The following is a 16836-nucleotide window of genomic DNA, read 5'->3' as shown; positions in this document are numbered from 1 at the left end:
CTTCGTTAGAATGACAAAAAACGAAAATAGTTATGAAAATTGGTGATCAGGTTTCTGTGGTAGATGAAGATTTAAGTGGAGTAATAACTACCGTAAAGGGGAATATTGTGGTTTTCAAGGATGAATTCGGATTTACGTATCAGTACCCAAAGGAAAAGCTGGTTCCGAAGAACACTTCTTTATATGAAAACATACGAATTGAGCAAAAGCAGGAACCTAAAAAAGTAATCTCCAAAAAGCATCAGAAAAATCAGCTGGTTCTGGATCTGCATTTTCATAACCTTGTCAAAAATCCCAATGATTATGACAGCTTCGAAAGGCTTTTTATCCAGAAGGAAAAATTGCTGGAAGTATTGGTATTTTGCAGGAAAAACCATCTGAAAAGGCTTGAGATCATACATGGAATTGGTGATGGCACTCTTCAAAAGCTAGTATGGGATACTTTGGAAAGCCAGCCCCATCTTGATTTTTACAATAAAGAAATACTTCATCATCAATCCGGTGCGGTAATGGTAGAATTTCATTAAATTTGCACCAATTGACTATGAACGTACTTAATTTACTTTTTACCAAAGACGGATTAATCTGCCAGATCACCAAAAACAAAAACATTCTGGAGGAAAAGTCCTATTTCGTTACGGAAGAAACTTCTGCAGACCATATTATGGAGCAGCTGGAGGAAATTCTGATAAGGCAGAGATATGATGAGATCTCCGTGATATCGGCACTTAATCATTTCACGCTGATGCCCGAAGGGTTTTCCGAGCATGAGACCGGATATGATCTGATCGCTTTTAATGCTCCCGTAGAAAAGGAAAATGAGGAACTGATGCTTTCCGTCAATAAGAAATTCAGGGTGCAGTTTTATTATACTTTTCCAAGGAATTTCTACAGGAAAATAAAAGATCTTGCAATCCCCGTTCGTTTCAATTTTTCCGGAGAAAAATTTTTAAATACAATCCATACTAAAAATAATAAAGAAATTCACATCAATCTTTACCATAACCAGTGTGAATTTTTTGCTATTGATCATAAGAAAGTGATCCTATACAATAATCTGGATGTAAATTCGGAAGTGGATTTTCTCTATTTCATTATGTTTACGCTAAGCAAGATCGGTTTCGGCATCAATGAAACACATTTTTATGTTTATGGAGAAACTACGGAGAATGAAACATTTATTTCCGAGCTGCAAAAATTCGTGAAGAATTTAAAGATCGTATATGATAACGTTCCGAAAAAGAATTTCATCTTAAATTAGGGTACAGGTCGCAGGTGACAGGACTTAGTTTTCAACCCTGCTACCCACATTACCTACTATCTAATACCTAAACAACATGTACAGAATAATATCCGGCAGATGGAAAGCCAAAAAAATCGCCGCCCCGAAGAATTTTGACGTAAGACCTACTACAGATTTTGCAAAGGAGGCATTGTTCAGTATTCTGGAAAATAAATACGATATGCAGTCCAGTGCTGTGCTGGATCTTTTTGCCGGAATTGGCTCCATTTCACTGGAGTTTGCTTCGCGGGGATGCCAGGATGTAACTTCCGTGGAAATGAATCCGAAGCATACTGCTTTCATCAATTCCACAGCTTCTGAGCTTGATATGGCACTACAAATCAATGTTCAGAGAGGTGATGCTTTTGACTGGCTGAAAAAGTTCAGGAACAAAAAATCCTTTGAAATTGTTTTTGCAGATGCCCCTTTTGAAACCGAAGAGAAAAAATATTACGAAATGATCTCATTGGTTTTGAATAATAAGTACCTAAAAGAAAACGGAATATTTATTCTGGAGCATCAAAGCAGGCTAAAGTTGGATCATCCCAACCTGAAAGACACAAGAAAATACGGAAACGTAAGTTTCAGCTTTTTTGAACCGAATAAAGAGGAAGAGTTGTAAAAAGGCAAAATTGTAAAATCGTTAATTCGCAAAACTGTAAAATCGGAAACTGTTTTTTACATAGTTCGGATGTAGCTTTTACAATTTAACGATTCCTCGATTTCGCGAATTAACGATTTTACCCTTATAACACTTTCAATTCCAGGTCGATCGTCTTTCCAAAGAACTTTTTAGAGATCTTTTCGAAGTTTTTGGTGAGATCCGAAAGGTAAAAATGATAATTCGGTTTTGGGTTATTATCATTTAAAAGGCCGTATTTATCAAGAATAATTTTCAGATGATTGGCTACAATATTAGGAGAATCGATCACACGGACGCGGTTTCCATAATATTGCTTGATCTCATCAATTAGCAGAGGATAATGGGTACAGCCCAGTATCAGGGTCTCAATATTTTTTAATTTACTGTTGCTTAAATAATTATAAATAATAGCATGGGTGATCGGATGGTTTTTGAAACCTTCTTCAATAGCCGGAACCAATAAAGGGGTAGCCAGTTCATCCACTTTGATGAATTTATTATGTTTCCGGATACTTTTTTTGTAAAGTCCTGAATTTACCGTTGCTTTTGTGGCAATAACCCCGATATTATTATGTATTTCATAGGCAACTTTCTCTGCAACCGGATTGATCACATCTATAACCGGAACTTTGCAGGCTACGGACTCCAATACTTCGTTCAGAGCATTCGCTGTTGCCGTATTGCAGGCAATTACAATGGCTTTACAGTTCTGCTCCAGCAAAAAGTTGGTGATCCTGGTAGAATATCCGATGATTGCTTCTCTCGATTTTTCACCATAAGGAAGGTGCTTTGTATCCCCGAAATAAATTAAATCTTCATTCGGAAGAAGTCTTTTTATTTCTCTGGCTACCGTCAAACCTCCGACACCACTGTCAAAAATTCCTATGGGTTGCTTAGGCGAAAGATGCGAATAATCCTGTTTTTTAGTTTTCAAATGAGCTGAAATTTTATACAAAAATAATGAATTTTAGTATTGATTTACACTTTATCTTTTGGATGATTTAAGATACTTTAATGTGTTTTTAAGATGCTTCGACTTCGCTCAGCATGACATTGGACATCGCTATATTAACTGCTTATATTTAAACATAATTGCTATCAACATTGTCATACTGAGCGAAGTCGAAGGATCTCTGTTTGATTAGAAGTCACACAATAAATAGATCAGAAGCAATTCCATCTGCCATAAACCAATGCTTTTCAGGAATTTTAAGATGGCTGTTTTCAATAATTAAAATCCCTTCTTTGATCTTATATTCAATTTCATTGTGAAAATGTTCAAAAACCCTGTCAGAGAATTTATCTTTTACAGAGTTCAGGTCTACTCCCCAGATCGTTCTCAAACCTATCATAATCATTTCATTGAACTGGTCTTCCTGTGAAAGAAATTCTGTTTCTTTAGCTAATGTATTTGAATTCAGCTTTTTAACATATTGCTGATTATTAGCTATATTCCAGTTTCTGATGTCGTTACCGTTGTAAGAATGTGCAGATGGGCCGATCCCTAAATACTCCTTATACTTCCAGTAAGCAGAATTGTGTCTTGAGTAGAAACCCGGTTTTGCAAAATTGGAGATCTCGTAATGCTCAAAGCCATTATCCTTCAGAAACTCTGACAGGTAGTAAAATTCCTTATTCTGCTCATCTTCTTTGGGTGTTGAAACCTTACCTTTTGCAATCCAGTCGTTCAATGCGGTTTTAGGCTCAACGGTCAGAGCATATGAGGAAACATGGGGCACTTCCAATGCGACCGTTTTATTCAGGTTCTCTTTCCAGATCTCAAAACCGGAAGTAGGTGAACCATAAATAAGATCAATGCTTAAATTTTCAAAGCCAAAATCCTGAGCTCTTTTAATGGAACCTTCAGCTTCGGAGGCATTATGGGCACGATTCATCAGTTTCAGGTCTTTATCAAAAAAGCTCTGCGTACCTATGGACAAACGATTGACCGGTGAGCCAGATAGCTCTTTCAGGAATTTTCTATCCAGATCATCCGGATTGGCTTCCAGTGTAATTTCTATATCATTTTGGAAGCTGAAATATTTCAGAACCTCATCAATTAAGGTACTGATCTCTCCGGCGGAAAGAATGGATGGGGTTCCACCTCCGAAATAAAGGGATTGCAGGGTTTTATTATGCAGCTCATCTTTTCGCAGCATGATCTCTTTCTTCATGGCAGAGAGCATTTCATCTTTAAATTGTAAAGATGTTGAAAAGTGGAAATTGCAATAGCTGCATTTCTGTTTGCAGAATGGAATGTGAATGTAGATCATAAAAAAAGCCCTGAAAAATTCAGAGCTCAAATTTATTTAAATTAAATTGATTAATATCTAAATCCTCTATGGTTAATGAAGTTATCAAATTCATATCCTATCCCGATCATGAAGCTGTCTCCACCATATTGCTGAATATCGGAAAGACCGATATTGTAAGTAGCTCCAATCATGAATTTATTGAATTTAACTTTTACAACCGGTGCAATCTGAAGCTGCTGGTTATCAAATCTGTTCTGAACAGATCTATAGCTTAAACCCGCAGAGAATGAATTGATCTCGTTAGAGAATGTTGCCATAAGGTTCAAATCCATCATTCTTGTTGAATTTGTATTCAGATTGATTAATACTGAAGGAGTTAAGGCAATATTATCTCCAAAACGAATATTCTTACCAAAGTTTAAGAAAAATTTGATAGGAGAAGGCTCATAATTGTTCACAATTGACTCATCGTTGCTTAATGCAATATCGTTAACAGAAACTCCACCAAACCAATTTCTATAGGTAGCTGCTAAACCGAAGTTTGCATACACCATAAAGATATTGCTTTCCTGTCCTTGTAACAAAGGATCGTATCCGTCTTCCGTATTAATTTTTGAATAATCAAAATTCATATTATAAAAATTAACACTGGTACCGAAAGAGAACTGATCTTTTCTTTCTCCTTCACTGCTCAGAGGGATAAAATAAGAAGCTCCCGCTGTGATACCTCCTGCAGAGATAGGTCCGTTGCTGTCTCTGAACACAGAGATACCGGCTCCTACTCTATCGAAAATGTTAGCGTTCATCCCTATAGACTGAACGTTTGGTGACTCGCTAAACTTTGAAAATTGTTGTTGATAATTGGCGTTGAGCTGTACGTAATCTGTTTTTCCGTATTGTGCTGGGTTGAACAGGAACTCACCATCCAAAAGATATTGCTGATAGTATGGTAGTGATTCTTGTGCTTTGTATGCATTTGACAAAAGAGCTAAACATACGATAGCATATAGTTTTCTCATAACAAATCTTGATTTCAATTCAACAAATATAAAAAAATTCTCAATATATTTTTAGTTTTCTAAATATTTTCTCCATTTTTTTACAGCATCCGCCATATCTTCCGGCATGGGACTCTCGAAGTATAATTCCTTTTTGGTAGTGGGATGTATAAATCCTAAAGTATGAGCATGGAGCGCATGTCTTGGCAGAATTTCAAAGACATTTTTTATAAATTGCTTATACTTAGGAAGATTCACTCCTCTCAAAGGTGTATGTCCTTCGTACCTTTCATCATTAAATAAGGTGTGCCCGATGTGCCTGAAGTGTGCCCTGATCTGATGGGTCCTTCCTGTTTCCAGTTTGCATTCTACCCATGTCATATATTTAAACCTTTCTAAAACCCTATAATGTGTAACGGCATGTTTTCCCTGGCTTCCGTCTTCATAAACGGACATCTGCATCCTGTTTTTCGGATGCCGCCCGATATGCCCTCTGATGGTTCCTTCGTCTTCCTGCATATTCCCCCATACAAAGGCCCAGTACAGTCTTTTTGTCGTCCTGTTAAAAAACTGTTTGGCCAGGAAGCTCAGTGCATATTCATTTTTAGCGATCACTAATAATCCTGAAGTATCCTTATCTATCCTGTGTACCAGCCCCACCCTGTCAAGATCAGACTTTTCTCCGTTCTTCTCAAAATGATAGGCAAGTGCATTGACGAGGGTACCATCCCAATTCCCGAATCCGGGATGCACCACCATTCCCGCTTCTTTATCTATAACGACGAGATCATCATCTTCGTATATGATATTAATTGGAATATCCTGAGGAATAATGACATTTTCCCGCGGAGGGTGTGCAAGCAATACGGATATCTGGTCTCCCGGCTTCACGCGGTAGTTTTGCTTCACAGGGCTGCCGTTCACTACTACATTTCCGGCCCTGCAGGTCTGTGAAATTTTATTCCTTGAGGAATTCTGGCGGTAAATCAATAAGAATTTATCTATCCTTAGAGGTTCCTGTTTACCATCAACAGTGATATTAAGATGCTCATACAGCCCTTTATTCTCCTCATCAATATCTATACTGCCGGGATCTGACAATTCTTCTAATTCTTCATCTAAAAAATCTTCGTTATCTTCCGTCATTGCTCTTGTTTTTATACAAAAGGCTCCAACATAATGAAGTTGAAGCCCGTTGCTCTTTATCTTTGAATAGGGTCTATTCCACGACTATTGTTTTGACTTTTGGCTTTTGAGCCGGCTGTGCAGTAGAAGCCGCTGGTTTTGCACTTCCTGTATTCGTATTATTTCCGGAAGTGTTCCCGGTAGTTGTTTTAGGTTTATTATCCGTTTTCGGAGTTGTAGAAGTGGTTGATCCTGCCGGTTTTGTACTACTGTTTGTAGTTTTTGGAACCTCTGCTTTTGCAGGTTCAGTTTTAGGAACAGCAGGTGCCGGAGTCTGCTCGTAATCAGGTGCCGGATGAGTTGGAACTTCTTCATAGCGTATCGGAGGCAGAGAAGTATCAATTTTCATACGATAGGTTGCATTCAGCTGCTCTATTTTACTTCTTAATTCAGCCGGGGTTTTCTTACTTGCCCAAAGGTCCATCTGCATTCCCTGATCTCTTACATCTCCTGAAGCGGGATCCTGATAGTAAACAATATCTGATTCATCTTTCCCACCATCTTCATGTTCTACCAGGCCTACTTCAAACAGGCTTCTTGTAATAACCGCTCTTGCTTCTTTCACCGTTAATCCTACAACGTTAGGAATTGAAATATTTCTCATCGGCCCGGAGCCTATTACCACATCCACTATAGAGAATCTTGGCAATAATGATCCCGGCTTAACAGCATTTCCTTTATATAATATCCTTAGAAGGGCATCCTTTTGAATACTCGGTTCAAAAATAGTATCTCCTACTTTTAGGCCTACCCTATCTAATCTCTGGAAAGCAAGACCCGAATATTTATTGATCACATCCGGAACAGCAACAGGCGCCCAGCTTCTAGGATTAACAACCAGACGGACTGTTCTCCCGTCCTTTACTCTGGAGCCCGGCACCGGATGCACCTGAAGCACCTGAAACGGCCTGTATTTGGGATTATATTTAGAACTGTCTACTTCATACTCCAAACCTGTATCTTCCAATACTGTAACAGCATCATGTACGGATTTATTAATTACATTGGGAACCGGTATTTCCTGGCCATGATTGGTATGATATTCCAACCAGCGAAACGTAAGCCAGACCAACCCCACAAAAACCCCTATGGCTACTAATAAGTTCAATAAAACTTTCCAATTGAAAAGCGACTTAAGCATATTAAAAATACTTTAATTATAACGGCAAATATAATTAATAATTTTAGAATGTGGTTTTTATTTAACACATTTCATTTTTCGCTTCAAAATTTCTGAAATTGCCGTATTACAATACATAATTTCATTAAATTTGCCTTAATTGATACGATATGGTTATGAGCAAAAAAAGTGTTGCCGTGGTAATGGGTGGCTATTCTGACGAATATGTGGTTTCTTTAAAGAGCGGACAGTTGATTTATGATTCTTTAGACAGAGATTTGTATGAAGTATATAAAGTAGTTGTCCTTAAAGATGAGTGGTATTTTCTGGATGAAAATAATCAGAAACACGAAATCAACAGAGGTGATTTTTCAGTAACATTAAGCAACAATGAAAAACTGAAATTCGATGTCTGCTTCAACATTATTCATGGAACACCCGGCGAAAATGGTATTCTGCAGGCCTATTGGGATGCCATCGGGCAAACCTACACAGGCTGCAACTTTTACCAAAGTGCTTTAACATTCAATAAAAAAGACACATTGGCTGTCTTGTCTAAATATGGGATCCCTTCTGCAAAAAGTGTTTATTTAAAAAAAGGAGAAAATATTAATGCAGATGAAATTGTAGAAAACCTGAAACTTCCTCTTTTCGTTAAACCAAACCAATCCGGCTCTTCGCTGGGAATTTCAAAAGTGAAAGAAAAGTCAGAATTAATAGCTGCCACAGAATTTGCTTTCAAAGAAGATGATGAGATTTTAATTGAAAGTTTCCTGAACGGAATGGAAGTTTCCGTAGGAGTTATTGATTTTAAAGGAGAAACCATCGTTTTGGGAATCACTGAAATCGTTTCCAAAAATGAGTTCTTTGATTATGAGGCCAAATATGAAGGTGCATCAGAAGAAATTACCCCCGCAAGAATTGATGATGAAACACGGATCCGTGTTGAAGAAATTGCCAAAAGAGCTTATGACTCCCTGGGAATGAGCGGTTTTTCACGCAGTGAGTATATTCTGATGGATGGTATTCCTTACATGCTGGAAATGAATACCAATCCCGGATTCTCTCCTGCAAGTATTCTTCCTCAGCAGGCAAGGCATTACGGAATTTCTATTACGGACCTTTGCGGAAATGAGGTGGAAAAAGCTTTAAATAAAAAAAGAAATTAGAAGTTAGAGATTAGAAGTCAGATTTTATACCAAAAATCTATAACTCATAACTCATAGTTTATAACTTTATATAATATGAAAATTGCTGTTTTTCCCGGATCTTTTGATCCCATTACTTTAGGACATTACGATATTATAGAAAGAGCTGCCCCTCTTTTTGATAAACTTATTATAGCTATCGGACAGAATTCCCAGAAGAAATATATGTTTCCTCTGGAAAAAAGAATGGAATTCATCCAGAATTCCGTTGCCGAATTTCCCAATGTAGAAGTCGATTATTTTGAAGGCTTAACGGTTGATTACTGCTTTGAAAAAAATGCACAGTACATCATAAGAGGCTTAAGAAACCCTGCCGATTTTGAGTTTGAGAAAGCCATTGCACACACCAACAGAACTTTAGCACACAAAAAACTGGAAACCGTATTCTTACTGACCTCATCAGGAAAATCCTTTATCAGCAGCAGCATTGTACGGGAGATCATCAATCATGGCGGAGAATATGAGCTGCTGGTCCCGGACTCGGTGAGAATAGAAAAATAAGTAATGAGTAATTGGTAATGAGTAATATGGATTTTAATCAGATTTTTAGAGAAAGAACTAAAAAATTTTCTATTCTTGTTATTCAATCCCTTTCTTCATTACCTTATTCGGATGATATTTCAATCATAAGAAAACAAATTATCCGATCGGCTACTTCTGTGGCAGCCAATTATAGAGCTGTTTCACGAGCAAGGTCTGAAAAGGAAAGGTTTGCTAAAATCTGTATTGTTGTCGAGGAGATTGATGAGACTCAACTTTGGCTTGAGATAATTGAAGAATTGGGATATTTAAATCCAGACAAAATTTTGCAATTGAAATCAGAATGTGATGAATTGGTAAAAGTAATGACCAAATATAAGTTTAAACTGGCTCAGAGCTAAACGGCATACTTTTTATTGCTTATTGCTCATTATTCATCACTCATAAAATATGCACGAACAGTTCAACTTTGCCATAGAAGTACTGGGAACCTTTTCCTTTGCCATGTCCGGAAGCTTCGCGGCCATGCAGAAGCGGCTTGATCCTTTTGGAGTACTTATTATAGCATTCGTTACGGCAGTAGGCGGCGGAACGGTGAGAGACCTGCTGCTGGATATTCCGGTGTTCTGGATGCATGACCTGCTGACCTGTGCAGTAATCATTATCACCAGTATTTTTTCAATGATCTTCAAATCCCTGGAGAAAAATATTAAGGTTACTTTATTTATTTTTGACAGTTTCGGATTGGGATTGTTTACCATTATTGGTATTCAGAAAGGGCTGCATGCAGACATCCACCCTTTGATCTGCATTGGACTGGGAACCATAACGGGCTGTTTCGGAGGGATCATCCGGGATATCCTGCTCAACAGAATTCCTTTGATTTTCAGAAAGGAAATTTATGCAACAGCCTGTATTGTAGGCGGTGCCATATTTTTATTACTGGTAAACTATACTACCCTTTCATATACCTTTGTTCAGATCTTCACCATTTTACTGATCGTTGCGATAAGAACTTTTGCGGTGAAATATCAGTGGCAGATCCCTAAATTTTATGGGCATGACCATAGCTCGGAAATGTAAAATAAAAAAGTCTCTAAACATAAAAAGCACCTTTCCGGGTGCTTTATTTTTATTCAGTTTGATGTCTTAAAAGAATTTTCCTCGTTGCCTCATATTCGGGTTATGCATATGCTTTTGCATGGAAGGCATTTTCAGCTGGTCTTTCATCATTTTGATCTGGTCTGTCATCATTCCCGCACTGTCTAATTTTTTCGCTTCTTCCAGTAATTTCTGCCCCTCCTGCTTTCTTCCTTTGGAAATAGCTGCTGCTGCAAGATTTAAAGTAGCCATTGCCCTGTCGTGCTTCATATTTAAACCGTATTCTAATGCTTTTTTCATTAAAGGCTCTACTTTTGTAGGGTGTTCCTGGGCTAAAGTGAGTCCCTGCAGATAATGAAAATAACCATACTGGGATTTATGAAGTTCAGCCTTATAGTTCGTAATATTGTTTAAGAATTTCGAAGCTTTCTCCATATTCTGTTTTCTCAATTGCCAGAACGCCAAAAGGATGTTCTCATTTTTAAAGAAAAGAAAAATCGGCAATGCTGCCAGAAGAAAAATCACAATCCCCCAGCCTAAGTTTCTTGTAAAAAACATCATGTAAATCCCGGTAAGTATAAGAAGCGCCGCAATTACAATTTTTATATACTTGTTCATTATTAAAATTTAGAAGTGCAAAGATAAGAAATTTGAAGGTGTAAATTTGAAGGTTCCGGGTTTAAAGTTTAGGGTTCCCGGTTCCCATTTAAAGAATAATCTCAATTTATTGCTTATCGTTCATCATTTTTAATTTTTTCAAACGTCTGAAAACAAAAATCATACGGATTTTTTTCATCTTTTTCATGGCATACTTCCTCTGTTTTGACCCAGAAGTCAGTATCTATCTTCGGGAAAAAAGTATCCGCTTCCAGATCTGCCTTAACTAAAGTGACTTCAAGCCTGTCAGCAATATCCATAGTCTGCTCATAAATATTTCCGCCACCAATGATAAAAATATCTTCATCGATCTTTTTAGCAAACTTTATGGCCTCTTTAATGCTTCCCACGATCAGAATTCCTTCTTCAAACCAGTCCTTTTTTCTTGAAATAACAATATTGGTACGGTTGGGAAGTGGCTTGCCGATGCTCTCATAGGTTTTTCTTCCCATGATCACAGGATGTCCCGAGGTAAGATCCTTAAAATGTTTCAGATCTTTTGGGAGATGCCAAAGGAGCTGATTATCAGAACCAATCTCATTTTTTTCTCCCATCGCTACCACTATTGTCGTCATTAAAATAATTTTTTACAAAATTAGCACATAATTTGTATATTTGGTTAGCACAAAAAATTTAAAAAAATAAACTATGAGAAACAAAGGCTGTCTGAGCGCAGGAACTATAGGTATCGCTCTCCTTATTATTGTTGCTGTTTTATTCTTCTGGGGCAAGAACGGATATAACAATTTCGTGACTAAAGAACAAAATGTAAATACAAAGTGGTCTAATGTGGAAACGGTGTACCAGAAAAGAGCCAATTTGATTCCGAATCTGGAAAGAACGGTAAAATCTTATTCCAAGTTTGAGCAGGAAACCTTAACCAAAGTTATTGAAGCGCGCTCAAAAGCAACTTCCATTAACATTGATCCTACCAATATGACGGAAGCTGATATTGCTAAATTCCAAGCTGCACAAGGGGAATTATCCGGTGCATTAAGCAGATTGATGGCTGTGGTAGAGCAATATCCTAACCTGAAAGCTGACCAGCAGTATATCAATTTCCAAAGAGAATATACGGCCATTGAAAACAGCATCAGAACAGAAACTGTGTACTATAATGAAGCAGCACAGGATTACAATACATCGATCAAGAAGTTCCCGAATAATATTCTGGCGAATTTTACCAACTTTAAAGAAAAACCTTATTTCAAAGCAGAAGCAGGAGCTAATAAAGCCCCTGAAGTTTTCTCAGAATAATGAGCGATTTCTTAACAAACCAACAGATAGCTTCCCTTGTGGAAGCTATTCAGTCAGCAGAAGAACATTCTACCGGCGAGATCAGAGTGCACATAGACTCTAATACGGAAAGCCATAACGCAGAAATTGCCTTTGAGGTTTTCAAAGAGCTATGCATGAATAAAACTGCCGATAGGAACGCTGTGCTTTTTCATGTCAATTTTGAACAAAAGTACCTGACCATTATTGGGGATACAGGTATTCATGAAAAGGTGCATCAGTCTTTCTGGGACCACCTGCATGATTATGTTACTTCTGAATTTGGTAAAGGAAATCACTATAAAGCACTCAAAAGTGCCATTCTGGAAACAGGCATCGAACTGAAAAAATATTTTCCTGTAGAAGGAGAAAACCCCAACGAACTTTCTAATGAAATTACATTCTCTTAAAATAGTATTTTCATTCTTATTTATATGCTTTTACAGTATTGTATCAGCACAATACACTATTCCTCAAAAACCGTCAGTACTGTTTCCTGTTTATGACGAAGCCAATTTACTCACACCGCAGGAAAGAAACGATCTTAACAATAAGCTGATCAAATTTGCGGATTCTACCTCAACGGAAATTGAAGTTGTGATCATTCCTTCTACAAAAGGAGAAGATGTAAATTTCCTTGCAACCATGTTTGGTGAAAAATGGGGGATCGGCAGAAAAGATGTTGACAACGGGATCGTTTTTCTGATCGCTACGGAAGACAGGACTATGTCTATCCAACAGGGAAGAGGCGTTGAACAATATTTAACGGCATCTGTGGCAGGACAGATACTGGATTATCTGGTTACCCCGAGTTTCAAGCAAGGGCTTTGGTATGAAGGCATCAACAAAGGGACTTCTGCCATTATGGATGCGGTACAGGGAAAATTCAAACCTGTTGTGACCCCTGATTATGATGATGACAATGGTGCTTCCACCGTGGTAACCATACTTATCATAGCATTTGTCATTTTTATCATTCTTGCCATTATCTTCGGAAATAAAGGCGGAGGCCGTGGCGGAAACAACGATGATGATGACGTCATTATCACACGACGAGGACGCAGAAATTATCCCGGCGGATTTTTCCCGTTCCCGGGCAGCTTTGGAGGCGGTGGCTTCGGTGGAGGAAACTCCGGCGGAGGTGGCGGATTCGGAGGCTTCGGCGGTGGCGGAAGCTTCGGAGGCGGTGGTGCTTCAGGAGGATGGTAAACAAAAAGAAATACAGCCGGCTGAATAGCCGGCTTTTTTATTTCATAATTCTACAATGCAGCTTTTCTTTAAAATCTGTCAGCAATATCATATTATTCATTCTATTAAATTTAATATAACCTTATAGAAACTATAGTTTACTCAATATTTTTTCATTAAATTTACTGAAAACAGGGGCTGATGAAGAAAACACTGGTTATTTTTGCACATCCTTACCTGGAACATTCCAACTCGAATGTAGAGCTTGTCAATTTCTACGTTCGGCATCAGCATTATACGCTCAGGGACCTGTATGAAGAATATCCTGATTTTCATATTGCGGCATTCAGGGAGAGAAAACGCCTGAAAAACTATGAACGGTTTGTTTTTCAGTTTCCTATCATCTGGTTCGGAATGCCCCCGCTTTTAAGGCTATGGATGGATGAAGTTTTTGACAGGGACTGGCTGAAGGAAGGAGGACACAATCCTCTGAAAGGCAAAGAGATTTACATTTTGGTCACAACAGGCGGAAAAGAAAGATCTTTCAGCAGAACAGGTACCTATAAGTATACCATAGAGGAACTTATCAGCGGACTGATTGTTTCCCTGAACGTTTTTAAGGCGGACATTAAACATATTAAAATTGTTTATGAAGCCAACAAGCTATCAAAAAAAGACATCATTCTACATAAACGGCAATTTATGGAGCTCCTGAATCAATAATATGGAATCTACTCTGGCCATGAATACTTTAATTTTCCTGGGCGTTGCCATTATTATGGTTCCGCTGGCCAGGAAATTGGGGTTAAGCTCTGTGATCGGCTATATTGCCGGAGGTATTATTATCGGGCCTTATGTACTCCGGTTGACAGGAAAGGATGTGAACGACATCATGCACGCCAGTGAGTTTGGGGTGATCATGCTTCTCTTTTTGGTTGGTTTAGAATTAGAGCCCAGAAAATTCTGGGAAATGCGGAAGAAAATTGTCGGGCTTGGCCTGACTCAGATGCTTCTCACCATTTCGCTGCTTTTTCTGGTTTTCATCAGTGTAGGCTGGAGAATAGATAAGGCAATTGCTATAGCTATGTGCTTTGCATTATCCTCTACCGCTATTGTCCTGCAGACCCTTCAGGAAAAAAATTATCTGAAAACAATGGCCGGGGAAGCCTCTTTCTCTACCCTGCTGTTCCAGGATATCGCCGTGATCCCTATCCTCGCCATTCTGCCCGTAATTGCCAATTACAAAGCCAAACATCACGATCCTGACAACAATATACAAATCCTGATCCAGAAGCTACCGGAATGGATGCAGGCCGGCACCGTGATTCTTGGCGTTATTATACTGATCTTGTTGGGAAGATATGTATTTGTACCTTTTTTACGGTATGTTTCAAAATCCGGGATGACGGAACTGCTTACTGCTTCTTCCCTGTTTCTGGTCATCGGGGTATCGGAACTCATGATACTTATCGGTCTATCTCCCGCTTTAGGAGCTTTCCTGGCAGGTGTAATGCTGGCCAACAGTGAGTTTCGCCACGAACTGGAAGCACAGATAGATCCTTTTAAAGGCCTATTATTGGCCGTATTCTTTGTGAGTGTCGGCTCAACTATGAATTTCAGTATTATTCAGAAAGATCCGTTATTTATATTCAGTACTGTTTTTGCTGTTCTGGCGATCAAGTTTATCGTTTTATATGCGATCGGAAAGTTTTTCAGGATAGATACTCCTCAGAGTTTGTTCTACGCATTTGCTCTTTCTCAGGTAGGGGAATTCGCTTTTGTACTGATCAATTATGCTTCAAGCCTTTATCTATTAAGTCCTGAGCTTAATGCTCAAATGATGGCCGTAACGGCTATTACCATGTGTATCACTCCGTTCCTGCTTATTATTAATGATAAAATCATAACTCCCAGATTCATTAAAGAGGAACCCGAAGGCGGACAGGATTTTAATATTCTGGATAGCAATGTGAGTCAAAAGAAAATTATTATTGTTGGCTTCGGGCACTTTGGAAGTACTGTCGGGCGTTTGTTAAAAGCCAATAAAATTCCTGCTACGGTCCTGGACAGGGATTCGGACAGGGTAAAGCTGCTAAGGAGCTACGGCTTTAAGGTATATTATGGTGATGCCACCCGTATCCCCATCCTAAGAGCCGCAGGAATTGAAGATGCAGAAATTTTAGTATTGTGTCTTGATGATCCTGATGATAACAAATTTATTGCAGAACTGGTCCGGGAAAATTATCCGCAGGTAAAAATTTTTGTAAGGGCAAAAAACAGGATCGATGCTTATGGGCATCTTAATAATGGTATTGATAATGTCTATCGTGAAACATTGGGAACAGCTGTAGATATGGCCGTAGATGTCTTACATGAAGCCGGAATGCGGAAATATGCCGCAAGGCGTCTCGGACAAAGATTTATGGCTATTGATAAAGCATCTATCAGGAAACTGGCTAAAGTAAAGGAAGACGATGATCTTGTTTTGTTTACCACAAAAGAAATCCTCCAGCGTGAGGAGGAATTATTAGCTTACGACAATCTTAATTTCGATAACAGGAATTGGGAAGGCTCCTCATCCTCAGATGAAGAAGACGAGGAAACCTCTTCATAATTATTACTGAACGTTTACACTTCCGCCACTGCTTTCCTGCTTATTGACGCTGGTAACGTTTCCTTTTCTATATACATTTACACTTCCCCCTGATGAAGCATCCGCCTCTATGGTTGAAGAAGCGCTCACATCAACACTTGCTCCGCTTGAAGCCTCAGCTTTTACATGATCTGCAATAAAATCCTTTGCAGAGATGCTCCCGGCCGAAGAAGAATTAAGATCTGTATTTTTAGCCTTTCCGGACAGATCAATACTGGCCGCAGAGGAAGCATCAGCATTTAGATCAACTGCCCAGACCTTTCCACTGAAGCTACCACTGCTATCTGCAGTAATATCAAAATCATTGGCTTCCAGATCTCCGGAGATCGTTGATGCGCTGGACACCTCGATATCTGTTTTCTCCTGGGTAAATTTATCTTTTACATGTATTGTGGCCGCCGAATTAGCTACCAGTTTTGTAAAATCTTTAGTATATATTTTGGCTGTAACCTTGTTGGTATTCATTACCCTGATCCCTCGTTTATAATGAATGTGCAGCTTTCCTCCTTCTATATCCACCAGAATTTCATTAAGGATATTTTGAGGAGCTGAAATGACTACTTTTTCAGTTTCTGCTTTTATGATTTCTGCTTCAATAGCTTGTGACACTTCAATCTCATCAAAACTGCCTGCGAATTCCTTATCTCTTACAGGGCCATGATCTTTATTGGTCACCCGATCTACCCAGTCTTTTTTTTCATTATCATTTTTATCATGCTTTTCATTACAGGAAGACAACAGCACAAAGGCCGAAAAAATAAAAAGAGTTGTTGATTTCATGTTTACTGCTT

Annotated in this window: 20 protein-coding genes; 12 read left to right on the top strand and 8 right to left on the bottom strand. The window is 38.5% G+C overall.

Annotated elements, in window-relative coordinates; translation table 11 throughout:
• Positions 1-32: 32 nt before the first annotated feature.
• The 3 genes from HNP38_RS16935 (at position 33) to HNP38_RS16925 (ending at position 1904) form a co-directional block, all read left to right on the top strand.
• The gene (locus tag HNP38_RS16935) at positions 33-527 is read left to right on the top strand and encodes a Smr/MutS family protein (RefSeq protein ID WP_184191778.1); all 495 of its coding nucleotides are present in this window, start codon (positions 33-35) and stop codon (positions 525-527) included.
• Positions 528-529: 2 nt separating this feature from the next.
• Entirely contained in the window at positions 530-1261 is a 732-nt protein-coding gene (locus HNP38_RS16930) for a DUF3822 family protein (protein WP_262888936.1), read from the top strand.
• 76 nt (positions 1262-1337) lie between these two features.
• Positions 1338-1904: an RsmD family RNA methyltransferase gene (locus HNP38_RS16925; RefSeq protein ID WP_184191774.1), complete on the top strand. Its 567-nt coding sequence runs from the start codon at positions 1338-1340 to the stop codon at positions 1902-1904.
• Between the two features lie 124 nt (positions 1905-2028).
• Here the strand turns inward: HNP38_RS16925 and murI are convergent, their stop codons facing one another.
• From murI to HNP38_RS16900, 5 genes are all read right to left on the bottom strand, one after another.
• A complete protein-coding gene (murI, locus tag HNP38_RS16920) occupies positions 2029-2859 on the bottom strand; it encodes a glutamate racemase (RefSeq protein WP_184191772.1) in 831 nt (276 codons plus the stop codon).
• 214 nt (positions 2860-3073) lie between these two features.
• The gene (gene hemW / locus HNP38_RS16915) at positions 3074-4198 is read right to left on the bottom strand and encodes a radical SAM family heme chaperone HemW (RefSeq protein WP_184191769.1); all 1125 of its coding nucleotides are present in this window, start codon (positions 4196-4198) and stop codon (positions 3074-3076) included.
• Positions 4199-4248: 50 nt separating this feature from the next.
• A complete protein-coding gene (locus HNP38_RS16910; RefSeq protein ID WP_184191767.1) occupies positions 4249-5199 on the bottom strand; it encodes a PorP/SprF family type IX secretion system membrane protein in 951 nt (316 codons plus the stop codon).
• A 51-nt stretch (positions 5200-5250) separates the two neighbouring features.
• Entirely contained in the window at positions 5251-6324 is a 1074-nt protein-coding gene (locus tag HNP38_RS16905) for an RluA family pseudouridine synthase (protein WP_184191765.1), read from the bottom strand.
• Between the two features lie 73 nt (positions 6325-6397).
• Positions 6398-7504: a PASTA domain-containing protein gene (locus tag HNP38_RS16900; protein WP_184191763.1), complete on the bottom strand. Its 1107-nt coding sequence runs from the start codon at positions 7502-7504 to the stop codon at positions 6398-6400.
• Between the two features lie 155 nt (positions 7505-7659).
• On the opposite strand from HNP38_RS16900, the gene HNP38_RS16895 reads away from it, so the two are divergent.
• From HNP38_RS16895 to HNP38_RS16880, 4 genes are all read left to right on the top strand, one after another.
• Positions 7660-8652: a D-alanine--D-alanine ligase gene (locus HNP38_RS16895; RefSeq protein ID WP_184191761.1), complete on the top strand. Its 993-nt coding sequence runs from the start codon at positions 7660-7662 to the stop codon at positions 8650-8652.
• Positions 8653-8727: 75 nt separating this feature from the next.
• A complete protein-coding gene (gene coaD / locus HNP38_RS16890) occupies positions 8728-9192 on the top strand; it encodes a pantetheine-phosphate adenylyltransferase (protein ID WP_184191759.1) in 465 nt (154 codons plus the stop codon).
• Positions 9193-9218: 26 nt separating this feature from the next.
• Positions 9219-9572: a four helix bundle protein gene (locus HNP38_RS16885; protein WP_184191757.1), complete on the top strand. Its 354-nt coding sequence runs from the start codon at positions 9219-9221 to the stop codon at positions 9570-9572.
• A 49-nt stretch (positions 9573-9621) separates the two neighbouring features.
• Positions 9622-10254, top strand: coding sequence for a trimeric intracellular cation channel family protein (locus HNP38_RS16880; RefSeq protein ID WP_184191755.1), 633 nt, complete (start codon positions 9622-9624; stop codon positions 10252-10254).
• A gap of 66 nt (positions 10255-10320) precedes the next feature.
• Here the strand turns inward: HNP38_RS16880 and HNP38_RS16875 are convergent, their stop codons facing one another.
• Positions 10321-10890, bottom strand: coding sequence for a DUF2892 domain-containing protein (locus HNP38_RS16875; RefSeq protein ID WP_184191752.1), 570 nt, complete (start codon positions 10888-10890; stop codon positions 10321-10323).
• 113 nt (positions 10891-11003) lie between these two features.
• Positions 11004-11504, bottom strand: a complete 501-nt coding sequence (locus tag HNP38_RS16870; RefSeq protein ID WP_184191750.1) for a dihydrofolate reductase — start codon at positions 11502-11504, stop codon at positions 11004-11006.
• Between the two features lie 73 nt (positions 11505-11577).
• Between HNP38_RS16870 and HNP38_RS16865 the strand changes: the two genes are divergently transcribed.
• The 5 genes from HNP38_RS16865 (at position 11578) to HNP38_RS16845 (ending at position 16006) form a co-directional block, all read left to right on the top strand.
• Complete coding sequence (locus HNP38_RS16865) at positions 11578-12186, top strand: LemA family protein (protein ID WP_184191748.1); 609 nt, start codon at positions 11578-11580, stop codon at positions 12184-12186.
• On the top strand, positions 12186-12614 hold the full coding sequence (locus HNP38_RS16860; protein WP_184191744.1) for a TPM domain-containing protein: 429 nt from the start codon (positions 12186-12188) through the stop codon (positions 12612-12614). Before HNP38_RS16865 ends, HNP38_RS16860 begins: the two co-directional genes overlap by 1 nt.
• Positions 12595-13413, top strand: a complete 819-nt coding sequence (locus HNP38_RS16855) for a TPM domain-containing protein (protein ID WP_184191742.1) — start codon at positions 12595-12597, stop codon at positions 13411-13413. Before HNP38_RS16860 ends, HNP38_RS16855 begins: the two co-directional genes overlap by 20 nt.
• Positions 13414-13593: 180 nt before the next feature.
• Entirely contained in the window at positions 13594-14115 is a 522-nt protein-coding gene (locus tag HNP38_RS16850; RefSeq protein WP_184191738.1) for an NAD(P)H-dependent oxidoreductase, read from the top strand.
• A 1-nt stretch (position 14116) separates the two neighbouring features.
• Positions 14117-16006, top strand: coding sequence for a monovalent cation:proton antiporter-2 (CPA2) family protein (locus HNP38_RS16845; protein ID WP_184191735.1), 1890 nt, complete (start codon positions 14117-14119; stop codon positions 16004-16006).
• 3 nt (positions 16007-16009) lie between these two features.
• On the opposite strand, the gene HNP38_RS16840 is transcribed toward HNP38_RS16845, so the two are convergent.
• Positions 16010-16825 (bottom strand): head GIN domain-containing protein, encoded by an 816-nt coding sequence (locus HNP38_RS16840; protein ID WP_184191732.1) that lies wholly within the window; start codon positions 16823-16825, stop codon positions 16010-16012.
• Positions 16826-16836 lie beyond the last annotated feature (11 nt).

The sequence above is a fragment of the Chryseobacterium defluvii genome (genome assembly GCF_014204415.1).
Lineage (GTDB): Bacteria > Bacteroidota > Bacteroidia > Flavobacteriales > Weeksellaceae > Chryseobacterium > Chryseobacterium defluvii_A.
The sequence above is the reverse complement of the archived record's forward strand: the minus strand, read 5'-3'. Positions and strand labels throughout refer to the sequence as shown.